This is a genomic window from Micromonospora sp. NPDC049282, from assembly GCF_043197045.1.
Taxonomy (GTDB): Bacteria; Actinomycetota; Actinomycetes; order Mycobacteriales; family Micromonosporaceae; genus Micromonospora.
Map to the genome: position 1 here is coordinate 62,322 of NZ_JBICSL010000025.1, position 11,285 is coordinate 73,606.

Below are 11,285 nucleotides of genomic sequence, written 5' to 3' on the forward strand. Positions count from 1 at the left end.
TGTGCGCGGCGGTGCCAGCGTGGTGTGCGCCCGCTGCCAGCGGCGCCCGCCATGGTCGGTGCCATGAGTTACGCATTCGAGGCGGAGGGCCTGGTCAAGCGGTTCGGTACGACCACCGCGCTGGCCGGGATCGACCTCGCCGCACGACGGGGGACCGTGCTGGGGGTGCTGGGGCCGAACGGCGCCGGCAAGACCACCGCGGTGCGGATCCTCGCCACCCTGCTGCGCCCGGACGAGGGGCGCGCCACCGTCGGTGGCCACGACGTGGTCCGCGACGCCGGCCAGGTACGCCGGCTGATCGGGCTGACCGGGCAGTACGCCTCGGTCGACGAGGACCTGACCGGCACCCAGAACCTGGTGCTGATCGGCCGGCTGCTCGACCTGAGCCGCCGCGACGCGAAGGCCCGGGCGGCGGAGCTGCTCGCCTGGTTCGACCTGACCGAGGCGGCCGGACGCCCGGCCAAGACGTACTCCGGTGGCATGCGCCGCCGGCTGGACCTGGCCGCGAGCCTGGTCGGCCGGCCGGACGTGATCTACCTGGACGAGCCGACGACCGGCCTGGACCCGGCGAAACGCGAGGAGATGTGGGGCGTGGTCCGCTCGCTCGTCGACGACGGCTCGACCGTGCTGCTCACCACGCAGTACCTGGACGAGGCGGACGCGCTGGCCGACGAGATCTCGGTGATCGACCACGGGCGGGTGATCGCCCACGGCACGCCGGGCGAGCTGAAGCGGATCGCCGGCAGCCAGACCATCGTGGTCCGGCCGACCGAGCCGGGCCGGATCGGCGAGGTGGCCGACATCCTGCGCGCCGGCACCGGCGCGGAACCCGAGCTGCCCCGACCCGGGCTGCTCACCGTGCCGGTGGAGAACGACGCGGTGTTCACCGCGGTCGTCCGTCGGCTCGACGACGCCGGCATCGGGGTGGTCGAGCTGGCGTTGCGACTGCCCAGCCTGGACGAGGTGTTCTTCACGTTGACCGGCCACGGCGCCGAGGAGCCCACGGAGGTGGCGGCATGACCACGACCATCCGCGCGGCGGCGACGCCGCCCCGCACCGGTGCTCCCCGGGCCGGCGCCCGCCCGTTCGGACTGGCCCGGCACAGCCTGTCGCTCGCCGGCCGCAGCCTGATCAAGACGCTACGCACCCCGGAGCAACTGCTGGACGTGACGCTCCAGCCGATCGTCTTCGTGGTCATCTTCGTCTACCTGCTGGGCGGCGCGATCTCCGGCTCGCAGCACGCCTACCTGGAGTTCCTGCTGCCGGCGATCATGGTGCAGACCGTGCTGTTCGCGTCCGTCGCGACCGGCGTCAGCCTCAACACCGACATCGAGAAGGGCGTCTTCGACCGGTTCCGCAGCCTGCCGATCGCCCGGTCCGCGCCGCTGGTCGGCTCCGTGGTCGGCGACCTGGTCCGGTTCGTGGTCTGCATCACGGTGCTGTTCGCGTTCGGCTACGCCATCGGCTTCCGGATCGGCACCGACCCGCTGTCCACGCTGGCGGCCTGCCTGCTGACCATCGCGTTCGCGTTCGCCGTGAGCTGGATCGGCGTGCTGCTCGGTGTGCTGATGCGCAGCCCGGGCGCCGTGCAGGGCACCGCCTTCCTGGTCCTGTTCCCGCTGACCTTCGGCACCGACATGATGGCGCCGAGCGACACGATGCCGGGCTGGTTGCAGTGGTGGGTCGGGGTGAACCCGGTGGCCGACGTGATGGCGGCGGCCCGGGGCCTGATCATCGGCGGGCCGGTCGCCGGGCCGGTGACCCGGTCGCTGCTCTGGACCGTGGCGATCATCGCGGTCTGCGCGCCGCTCGCCGTCCGCGCGTACCGGCGCCGCGCCTGACCGGCCCTCACCGAGCCGGGTCGCCGCCCACGAACGCGAGGGCGTCGGCCCGGCTCAGGCCGTGGCCCCGGGCGTACGCGGCGGCGTACCCGTCGTCGCCCAGCTCGGCCCGGAGCCGCTCGGCGAGCCGCTGCGCGTCCGCGTTGGACCGGTCCGGCCAGCCGCGCAGCGAGTCGGACGTGCCGAGCAGCTCGGCGGCCCGCTCGTACCGGCCCTCCGCCTCGCCGACCGCCACCCAGCCGACCGCGATGATCGCGACCACCGGCATGTCCCGGGCCGCGAGGGCCTGGCCGGTGGCCTCGCCGAGACAGGTCCGCGCGCCCGCCACGTCGCCACGGGCGAGCGCCAGGTGCCCCATCGTGGCCAGCAGCAGCCCACGGAACTGTGGCGCGACCAGTGGCGCCACCTCCTGGCGGCGCATCGCCTCGGCGAGGCACTCCTGCGCCTCGTCGAGCGAGCCCTCCAGCCGGGCGATGTCGCCGAGCATCATCAGCCCGAACGCGGCGTCCCGACCGTTCCGGTCGGCCATCCGGTCGGCGACGAACCGGCGCAACTCCACCTTGGCGCCGGCCACGTCACCGGCCCGAGCGCGGAGGGCCGCCAGCCAGACCAACTGGAAGCCCGGCTCGGCGGTCGGGTCGAGTTCGCGGGCCAGTCGCGCCGACTCCTCCAGCGCGGCCGTCGCCGCCGGGAAGTCGCCGCGTTTGGTCATCGCGTCGGCGTAGTTGCTCAGGACCATCGACAGGCTCCACCGCTCGCCGACCACGCGCAGCTCCTCGATCGCCTGGGTGAGGTCGCGCAGCAGGCCATCGGCGTCGCCGTCGTTCTCCTTGATCTGGCCACGCATCGCCAGCAACGTCCCGTCGGTCCACGGGTCGGCGTGCCCGCGCGTCCGGTCCACCGCGGCGATCCCGGCAGCGGTGTCGTCGGTGAAGATCGACAGCGCCGGTTCGAGCAACGCCACGATCGGGTGGCTGGTCCCGTCCGCCGCGCGCACGGCGGCGCTCAGCTCCGCCACCTGCTCCTCCGTCGGTTGGCGGGCACAGTGGAACATCTCCGTGATCATCCGGATGGCGAGCACCACGGCCCGATCCGCCACCGGCGCCGGCCCGGGCAGCGCGAGCGCGCGGGCCAGCACGTCGCCACCGATCCCGCCGTCGTTGCCCCAGATCACCAGCGGCAGCGCCAGCGCCGCGCCGATCCGCAACGCCGTGTCGGCGTCACCGGCGTCGCAGGCGAAGTGCAGCGCGCCGATGATGTTCTCCCGCTCCGCCGCCAGCAGCCGCAGCCAGGGCAGCTGGCCGGCGGTGCGCAGGTGCGGCTCCGCGGTCGCGACCAGGTCCCGGAAGTACGCGGTGTGCGCGGCGCGCGCCTCGGCGGCGGCGCCGGCGGCGGCGAGCCGCTCCAGCCCGTACTCCCGGATGGTCTCCAGCATCCGGAACCGCCCGTCGCCGACCACCTGGAGCAGCGACTTGTCCACAAGCGCGTCGAGCAGCGCGGCGGCGGCCGGCCCGGCGACGCCGGCCGCCGATTCGGCGGTGATCGAGGCGGGAAACACGGCGAGCCACTCGGCCAGCCGGCGCTCGTCGCCGGTGAGCAGCCCCCAGCTCCAGTCCACCACGGCGCGCAGCGTCCGGTGCCGGGGCAACGCGGTCCGGCTGCCGCCGGTGAGCAGTCGGAACCGGTCGTCCAGACCGGCCGCGACCTGCCGGGGTGACAGCGTCCGCAGCCGTGCCGCGGCCAGCTCGATGGCGAGCGGCAGGCCGTCCAGGCGGCGGCAGATCTCCACCACGTCCGCGACGTTGTCGTCGGTCACCGCGAAACCGGCGCGCCCGGCCACGGCCCGGTCCCGCAGCAACTGCACCGACGGGTACGCGACCGCGTCGGCCGGCGTCGCGTCGGCCGACGGCAGGCGCAACGGCGGTACGGGATCCAGCGCCTCGCCGACGATGCCCAACGGCTCGCGGGACGTGGCCAGCACGATCAGCCCCGGGCAGCGGCCGAGCAGCTCCTCGGCGAGCCGGGCGGCGGCCTCCACCACGTGCTCGCAGTTGTCCAGCACGATCAGCATCCGGTCGGCGGCGATCGCGTCGGCCAGCCGCCCGAGCGTGTCCCGCGCCGTCGGTCGGACCGGTTCCCGCGTCCGGTCCCGCCGGCCGAGCGTGTCGAGCACGGCCCGCGGCACGTCGGTCGGGTCGGTGATCGGCGCCAGCTCGACCAGCCAGGCCCCACCGGGTACGCCGTCGGCCAGCAGCCCCGCCGCGACCCCGGCCAGCCGGGTCTTGCCGGCCCCGCCCGGCCCGATCAACGTGACCAGCCGGTTGTCGGCGAGCAGCCCGGTGAGCCGGCGCAGGTCGTCGTCGCGCCCGACGAACGTGGTGAGCGCGGCGCGCAGGTTCCCCCGCGGCGCGGCGGCCACCGGCGGTGGCGTCGCCTCGCCCCGCAGCAGCGCCAGGTGCGCCGCCCGCAGCTCGGGCGAGGGGTCCACCCCCAGCTCGTCGGCGAGCCGCTTCCGGATCCGCTCGTACGCGCCGAGCGCCTCGGCGGGCCGCCCGGCGGCGGCGAGCGTCCGCAGGTGCAACGCGGCCAGCCGTTCCCGCAACGGATGCGCGGCGGTCAACTCGTCCAGCTCGGCGACCAGCAGCTCCGGGCGGCCGGTCCGCAGCTCCGCCTCGATCCGGTCCTCCTGCGCGGTGAGCCGGAGCGCCGCCAGCCGCGCCACCGCGGCGCCCGCGTACGGGGCGTCGGCCACCTCGGCCAGCGCCGGGCCACGCCACAACGCCAGCGCGTCCCGCAGCGTCGCCAGCGCCCGCGCCGCGTCCCCGTCCCGCAACGCCTCCCGGCCGTCCCGGGCCAGCCCCGCGAACCGTTCCGCGTCCACGTCGTCCGGGGCCAGGTCGAGCCGGTAACCGCCCGGGCCGCTGCGTACGCCCAGCCCGGGCACCGCCCGGCGCAGCCGGGACACCAGCGTCTGCACGGCGTTCGCGGTGTCGGCGGGCGGCGCGTCCGCCCAGAGCGCCTCGGCCAGCGCCGACACGCTCACCGGCCGGCCCGGGTCGAGGACGAGGCGGATCAACAGCGCCCGCAGCCGCGCCCCGGCGACGTCGACGAGTTGCTCGCCGTCACGGACCTCAAGCGGCCCGAGGATCCCCACCCGCACGCTGCCACTCTCTCATCCGCCCACCAGCGAGCCACCCGGCCGGGGTGGTACGGCCCGGCCGGCAGGTCAGTCGGCCGTGCCCGGCCAGACGGTCACCCGGATCTTCCAGCCGGCCTCGATCGGTGCGACGAACTCGACGAACGCGACGTGGACGTCCCCCCGCGTGTGCACGCAGTATCGGCTGCCCTTGCGGTAGGTGGAGTCGATCGTCGCGTAGCCGTTCAGCAGGGAGATGCAGTCCTGCCGGCTCGGCACGCCGGCCGAACTCCACCTGGCCAGGCCCGCCCAGATGGGAAAGCTGTCGATCAAGCCGCCTGCGTCGTAGATGTCGATCTCGGGGTCCGGCCCGGTGGCCACTCTGGGCGGGTCGGCGTCAAGATCGACGCCATTGTTGTTGAAGAGCAGTTCGACCGGGCCGACGACGGCGCTCTCCGAGGTGCCGGCCGACGGTGCGGACGTGCCGGGGCCGGCCGCCCGGGCCGGGGCCGACGCGGTCGACGATCGCGTTTCCGGAGCGGCGGCGGAGCCACCACCGGCGACCTGGTAGACGAAGGCCGCGACGCCGACGAGCGCGGTGATCAGGCCGGCAACGGCGGTGAGCAGCCCGGCCATCGACTGCCAGAACGGCGTCCGTGGCGCGGTGCCGCGCTGTGGCTCGCTCACACGTCCTCCCGCGGTGCTTCCCGGCATCGATCATCACACACGACCGCTCCTCGGCACCGCCCCGCAACCACCGCCGGCCGACGCACGGCGGGACTGCCCGGGGCCGAACACGGCGTGCCCGTGGCAGCCTCCGTCGAACTGGACTAAGGTCCTAGCTAACCGAAGGGGTGGTCATGTCTGCCGAGGTGCACTACAACATGCATGACGCCAAGACCCACCTCTCGCGGATCATCGAGCGGGTGGAACGCGGCGAGGAGATCATCATCGACCGGGCGGGGACGCCGGTTGCGAAGGTCGTGCCCCTCGTCCGACGTACCAACCGCACCGCAATCGGGTCACTCGCGGGGCAGATCGACCTCTCCGGCGACTGGGACTCACCGCAGACCAACGCCGAGATCGCAGCTGATTTCGGCGTCGGTGCATGAGCCTCCTGCTGGACACCCACGTCGCGCTCTGGGCCATTGCCGGGGACTCGACGCTCGACACCGGATTCCTCGACCGGTTGCGCCACGATCCCGACATCTTCCTGTCCCCGGTCAGCCTGTGGGAGATCACCGTCAAACAGGGCCTGGGCAAGCTCGACGGACCGGCCGACCTCGCCGAACGGATCCGCGACATGGGTTTCCAGGAGCTACCCGTGACCCACGCCCACGCGATCTGCGCCGACCGGCTGCCACCCCATCACCGTGACCCCTTCGACCGGATGTTGGTGGCCCAAGCGGTCACCGAGCACATGACCTTGGCTTCGCGGGACGGTTCGATCGCGCAATACGATGTCGACGTCCTCAAGGTCTGACCGGCCCGATGGCAGGGCGTTCGCCTCGCCCTTCACCGCCGAACGGATTCGACCCCTCCGGCACGCCCGGCGCGCAGCCCGGGTCGAGGTCGAGCACGGTCGACGGACGCCGCCGTCAGTCGTCGCCGCGGACGCGGGCGTGCACGTGCATGTCGTGCCGTCCGTCCGCGTGCACGGCGGCGCTGCGTCTGGTGCCCTCCGGGCGGAACCCGGCCTTGACGGCGACCCGGCAGGAGGCGTGGTTGCGGGTCGAGTGGTCGAGTTCGAGACGGTGGAAGCCGGCCGCACCGAGGGCCCAGTCGCTCACCGCCCGCAACGACCGGGAGGCCACGCCCGCGCCGCGAGCGGCCGGAACCACCCAGTACGCGCACACCGCCACCCCGTCACCGAGTTCCATGGCGCCCAGGACCATGCGTCCCAGCACCTCACCACCGCCGTACGTCATCGCCCAACTCGCCGCCGTCTCCTGCCGCCACGCCCGGCGGTAGTACTCGAACCACTCGCGTACCTGCTCCTCGGAGGCGGGTCGGCGGGTGTGCCAGCGTCGGATCTCCGGATCCTGGTACGCGGCCAGGAACGTCGACGCGTCGGCCGCCTGCCAGGGCCGCAGGACGAGGTCGTCGCCGGCGGCGAGCGTCGGCTGCGGACCGGCGGCCAGCGTGCCGGCGGGAACGGCGGGCGGCGTCGAGAGCGGGAACCTCATCCGCTGATCCTCCCCCCGATCAGGACGAACCGACACCGTACCGCCGGCTCTGCCGCTGCCGCCCGCGACGTCCGCGCCTAGAATCGGGCGGTGACCAGGATCGATCGGGCGAGCACGACGATCGCCGCGGCGCCGGCGGCGGTCTACGACGCGCTCCTGGACCGGGACGCGCTCGAGGCGTGGCTGCCGCCCGACGGCATGCGCGGGCGGATCGAGCGGTGGGATCCCCGGCCCGGTGGCGGATTCCGGATGGTGCTCACCTACCTCGACCCCACCGACAGCCCGGGCAAGACGTCGGAAGCGACTGACGTCGTCGACGTCGGGTTCGCCGATCTGGCCCGGCCGGCACGGGTGGTGCAGACCGCGGTGTTCCAGGCCGACGACCCGGCGTACGCGGGCACCATGACGATGACCTGGCACCTGGCCGCGGCCGGCGACGGCACCGAGGTGACGGTCACCGCGACCGGCGTGCCGGCCGGCATCGACCAGGCCGTCCATCAGGAGGGCATCGCGTCCTCGCTGGCGCACCTGGCGTCGTACGTCGAGGGGATCCGCTGACGGTCCACGCGGGTACGGTCCGTCGAACGCGGCGACCTGTCGGAGAATTTGACCGTTCGGCTCGTCGCGGTGGCACGAGATCGCCCCGATAACGTACGAGGCATGACAGCGGTGGCAGCGGGAGTGTTCCGGCGGACCCCGCTGGAACGGTCCGACCAGCGCGTCGCGTGGGACCGCACGGATCAGGCGTTCTTCGCCGCCGGCGCCTGCCACATCCTGGCCTGGGTGTGCCGGGCCGCCTACCCGGACCGGTCGATCGGCCTTGTCGGGCTGCGTTTCGCCGACGACCCGCAGGTCTGGCACGTCTACGCGACCTGGGCGGGATGGGCGTTCGACCACTCCGGCTGGAACCCGGAGCCGCACCTGCTGGCGGCGAATCGCCACTTCGAGAGCCGGCCGTTGGAACCCGTCGCGCTCGCCGACGATCTGGCGGAGTTCTGCGCGGCGCACCACAGCCGCATGCCGCACCAGTACTGGGCGGATCCGCTCCCCCGCGCCCGCGACTACCTGGCCCGGCACACGCCGCCCTGGACGTAGCGCTGCCCGCTACTTCTGAGACGGGACCCGCCCGGCTTCCATCTGGCCTCCTCCCGTCTCTGCCGCGCAAAACCCGGTGACGCTTCAATCCTGGATCCGGGAGGCTGCGGAGCATGACCATCATCAGTTCCAACCCCGAGGGCTTGCATGCCACCCCGGGCTACCACCACGTCACCGTCGTCCCGGCCGGACGCACCGCCTACCTCGCCGGCCAGTGCCCGTTGGACGCCGACGGGGTCCTGGTGGGTCCCGATGACGTCGAGGCCCAGGTCGACCGGATCGCCCGGAACGCGGTGACTGCTCTCCGATCGGTCGGCGCCGGACCGGAGCACGTCGTGCGTACCGTCATCTACGTGGTCAGCGCCGACCAAGCCGTGCTGGCCCAGGTGTGGCGACGGTTCCTGGACTCACCACTCGCGGCCGCGTTCACGACCGCCAGCACGCTGCTCGGGGTGGCCCAGCTCGGTTTCACCGGGCAGCTGGTCGAGCTGGACGTGACCGCGGCGCTGCCGGAGACGCGGTAGGCCGGTCGGGGCGGGTGGCGTTGTCGTAGGACTCGCGGGCGTCGAGCAGCTCGTCCCAGTGCCGCTCGGTCCAGGCGCACGCCACCGCGATCGGTTCGAGCATGCTGCGGCCCACCGGCGTCAGCTCGTACTCGACGTGCGGCGACCGTCCCGGGTGAACGGTGCGCCGGACGAGACCGTCGCGTTCCAGGGCGCGCAGCGACTGGGTGAGCACCTTCGGGGTGACGCGGCGCAGCGGCACCCGCAGCTCGGAGAACCGGCGGGGCCCGCCTTCGAGGCACCGGATGACGAGCGCCGCCCACTTGTCGCCGAACCGGATCGGGTTGAGCGACGACGGGCACAGCTCGTCGAACATGTCGGCGGGCAACGGTTGCCTCATCCCACCCACGATACGGGTATCCCCGGGGTAACCGCGGCCCCCGATAACGTCGGCGAACCGGCCGGGCGTACGGGCTCCGGCCCTGGTGAGAGGCGTTCCCTGATGAACATCGTGGTTTTCGGCGCCGGCGGTCGCGCCGGGCGAGCGGCCGTCGGCGAGGCGCGGCGACGCGGCCACCAGGTCACCGCCGTGGTACGCGACCCGGCGCGCCACCGCGACCCGATCGACGCGCGGGTGGTGGCGGGTGACGTCACCGACCCGGCCGACGTCGCGCGGGTCGCCGCCGGTCACGACGCGGCCGTCAGCGCGGCCGCGGACCTGACCGCGCCACCGTGCGACTTCTTCACCGCCGCGTCCCGCGCCCTGGCCGCCGGGCTGGCCAAGGCGGGCGTACGCCGGCTGGCGGTGGTGGGCCTCGCGTCGGTCCTGCCCGGGGCGTCCGGTGCTCCCCTGATGGACGAGCCCGGTTACCCGAACGAGTACCGCTCCTTCGCGCTGGGCCACGCGGCCGGCCTGGCGGAGTTGCGGACGTGCGACCTCGACTGGACGTACGTGGCGCCCGCCGGCGACTTCGACCATGCCGGGGCGCGCACCGGCCGCTACCGGCTGGCCGAGCACGGCGACCCGGCCAGCCGGATCAGCTACCCGGACTTCGCGATCGCGTTGCTCGACGAGGTCGAGGAGCCCCGCCACCACCGGGGCGCCGCGAGCATCCGGGCGGCTGCCCCGGCAGGGATCGAGGCCAGCACCGTCAGCTCGGTTGTCGGAGGTGGTTGGTAGAAGTACGCCGAGCATCGAGCAGAGGAGACGGATCGTGGACATGCGCGACGCGGCCGACCGGTGGGCGGACACGTGGGCCCACGGATGGCCCGCGAAGGACAGCGACGGCATCGTCGGTCTGCTGGCCGAAGACGGCGTGCACTGGGCGTCGATGTTCCGGCCCTACCGTGGACGTGCCGGCCTGCGCGACTATCTGCGGGAGTGCTTCGACGAGGAGACCCGCCCCGCCGAGGTCTGGTTCGGCGAGCCGCGCGTCGACGGTGACACGGCGGCCGTGGAGTACTGGGCGGTGACCTACCCGAACGACCAGCCCCTCACCATCTCCGGCTGCACGCTGCTGCGCTTCGACCACGAAGGGCTGGTGGCCGAGGCCCGGGACTACTCCCACGGCAGGGAGGGCCGGACCCTGCCCCCGGCCGGCCTGATCGACTGAGCGGCACGCGCGACGCCTCGCTGTGTGCGCCACGGTCACCTCGCATCCCCGTCCCGGGCCGATGGTCAGTCCAGACGAAAGCGGGCGGCGAGGTCGCCGGCGAGGCCGAGCACGTCGCGCGAGCCGTCGATGGTCACCACCGGCAGACGCGCCGCGACGGCCTGCCGGCGGATCTCCGCGTCCCACAGCTCGTCGCGAGCCAACCGCAGGGCAAGCGCCTTGCCGTGGTCGCTGTCTCCCCAGTTCGCCCGGGCCCGGACCGGGTCGGCGAATCGCACACGTAGCGCCCGGTCCCGGAACGTCGGCGTGGGCAGGAGGAAAGCCACCTGCTCCGGCCACGTCAGCAGCGGAGCGACCTCGCGGGGGAGGGTGCGGAAGTCGTCGACCAGGACGGGACGATCCGTGGGCAGTGCCAGCAGGTCGTCCACCACGAAGCCGAACGTCTCCCCGTGCAGGCTCGGCATCGACTCGAAGACCTCCTGCGCGTCGCGGTCGTTCCACCGCCGCGCCCCCGGAGCGTGCAGCAACGCCCAGAGGTACGGCTGTTCCCGCGCGGTGCACCGACCTACGTAGCCGCGCTCCGCGCGGTCACCGTCGTAGATCAGCACGTCGTAGCGCTCGGCCAGGGCCCGGGCGAGAGTGCTCTTACCCGCGCCGGTGCCGCCCGCGAGCCACCGCACGTGCGACAGGCGGCGAGCGAGGCCCACGTCTCGATTGTCGGTGGTCATGCCAAGAGAGACTGCCGATGTCACGGGCGAAGAAACAGTCTTGTTTTCCTCCCTGCGCCCGGTGAAGATGAGGTATATCGCTCCAAAATATGGGTCTTGTGATGGATGTGTGGGTCATCGGTTGGGGAGTTGGGGGCGGTGACCGCCGAGGTTGAGCATGGCCAGGGCGATGAGGGCGTCGGG

At 73.4% G+C, this 11,285-nt stretch carries 14 protein-coding genes; 9 read left to right on the forward strand and 5 right to left on the reverse strand.

The features are described 5' to 3' along the window. Positions 1-63: 63 nt before the first annotated feature. Together ACGFI2_RS28310 and ACGFI2_RS28315 are read left to right on the forward strand one after the other, a co-directional pair. Entirely contained in the window at positions 64-1,020 is a 957-nt protein-coding gene (locus ACGFI2_RS28310; protein WP_393522571.1) for an ATP-binding cassette domain-containing protein, read from the forward strand. Then, a complete protein-coding gene (locus tag ACGFI2_RS28315; protein ID WP_393522574.1) occupies positions 1,017-1,841 on the forward strand; it encodes an ABC transporter permease in 825 nt (274 codons plus the stop codon). Before ACGFI2_RS28310 ends, ACGFI2_RS28315 begins: the two co-directional genes overlap by 4 nt. Positions 1,842-1,848: 7 nt before the next feature. Here the strand turns inward: ACGFI2_RS28315 and ACGFI2_RS28320 are convergent, their stop codons facing one another. Together ACGFI2_RS28320 and ACGFI2_RS28325 are read right to left on the reverse strand one after the other, a co-directional pair. Next, entirely contained in the window at positions 1,849-5,001 is a 3,153-nt protein-coding gene (locus ACGFI2_RS28320) for a BTAD domain-containing putative transcriptional regulator (protein WP_393522577.1), read from the reverse strand. Between the two features lie 66 nt (positions 5,002-5,067). After that, complete coding sequence (locus ACGFI2_RS28325; protein WP_393522580.1) at positions 5,068-5,664, reverse strand: hypothetical protein; 597 nt, start codon at positions 5,662-5,664, stop codon at positions 5,068-5,070. Between the two features lie 173 nt (positions 5,665-5,837). Here ACGFI2_RS28325 and ACGFI2_RS28330 point away from each other — a divergent pair, with 173 nt between their 5' ends. After that, the gene (locus tag ACGFI2_RS28330; RefSeq protein ID WP_393522583.1) at positions 5,838-6,089 is read left to right on the forward strand and encodes a type II toxin-antitoxin system Phd/YefM family antitoxin; all 252 of its coding nucleotides are present in this window, start codon (positions 5,838-5,840) and stop codon (positions 6,087-6,089) included. Then, positions 6,086-6,460, forward strand: a complete 375-nt coding sequence (locus ACGFI2_RS28335) for a type II toxin-antitoxin system VapC family toxin (RefSeq protein ID WP_393522586.1) — start codon at positions 6,086-6,088, stop codon at positions 6,458-6,460. The genes ACGFI2_RS28330 and ACGFI2_RS28335 overlap by 4 nt, the downstream gene beginning before the upstream one ends. A 115-nt stretch (positions 6,461-6,575) precedes the next feature. Here ACGFI2_RS28335 and ACGFI2_RS28340 read toward each other — a convergent pair whose 3' ends face one another. Beyond that, complete coding sequence (locus tag ACGFI2_RS28340; protein ID WP_393522589.1) at positions 6,576-7,163, reverse strand: GNAT family N-acetyltransferase; 588 nt, start codon at positions 7,161-7,163, stop codon at positions 6,576-6,578. Positions 7,164-7,253: 90 nt separating this feature from the next. On the opposite strand from ACGFI2_RS28340, the gene ACGFI2_RS28345 reads away from it, so the two are divergent. From ACGFI2_RS28345 to ACGFI2_RS28355, 3 genes are all read left to right on the forward strand, one after another. After that, positions 7,254-7,721 carry an SRPBCC family protein gene (locus ACGFI2_RS28345; RefSeq protein WP_393522591.1) on the forward strand — a complete coding sequence of 156 codons (468 nt, stop codon included), beginning with the start codon at positions 7,254-7,256 and terminating at the stop codon, positions 7,719-7,721. 102 nt (positions 7,722-7,823) lie between these two features. Further along, a complete protein-coding gene (locus ACGFI2_RS28350) occupies positions 7,824-8,258 on the forward strand; it encodes a hypothetical protein (RefSeq protein WP_393522593.1) in 435 nt (144 codons plus the stop codon). Between the two features lie 113 nt (positions 8,259-8,371). Continuing rightward, the gene (locus ACGFI2_RS28355) at positions 8,372-8,782 is read left to right on the forward strand and encodes a RidA family protein (RefSeq protein ID WP_393522595.1); all 411 of its coding nucleotides are present in this window, start codon (positions 8,372-8,374) and stop codon (positions 8,780-8,782) included. Here the strand turns inward: ACGFI2_RS28355 and ACGFI2_RS28360 are convergent. Beyond that, entirely contained in the window at positions 8,727-9,161 is a 435-nt protein-coding gene (locus ACGFI2_RS28360) for a winged helix-turn-helix transcriptional regulator (RefSeq protein WP_393522598.1), read from the reverse strand. The two genes, ACGFI2_RS28355 and ACGFI2_RS28360, sit on opposite strands and share 56 nt — an antisense overlap. Positions 9,162-9,263: 102 nt before the next feature. Here ACGFI2_RS28360 and ACGFI2_RS28365 point away from each other — a divergent pair, with 102 nt between their 5' ends. Both ACGFI2_RS28365 and ACGFI2_RS28370 read left to right on the forward strand, forming a co-directional pair. Next, a complete protein-coding gene (locus ACGFI2_RS28365; protein ID WP_393522601.1) occupies positions 9,264-9,941 on the forward strand; it encodes an NAD(P)-dependent oxidoreductase in 678 nt (225 codons plus the stop codon). Between the two features lie 40 nt (positions 9,942-9,981). Continuing rightward, positions 9,982-10,374 carry a nuclear transport factor 2 family protein gene (locus ACGFI2_RS28370; protein ID WP_393522607.1) on the forward strand — a complete coding sequence of 131 codons (393 nt, stop codon included), beginning with the start codon at positions 9,982-9,984 and terminating at the stop codon, positions 10,372-10,374. 65 nt (positions 10,375-10,439) lie between these two features. Here ACGFI2_RS28370 and ACGFI2_RS28375 read toward each other — a convergent pair whose 3' ends face one another. After that, positions 10,440-11,102, reverse strand: coding sequence for a hypothetical protein (locus tag ACGFI2_RS28375; RefSeq protein ID WP_393522604.1), 663 nt, complete (start codon positions 11,100-11,102; stop codon positions 10,440-10,442). Between the last annotated feature and the right edge of the window lie 183 nt (positions 11,103-11,285).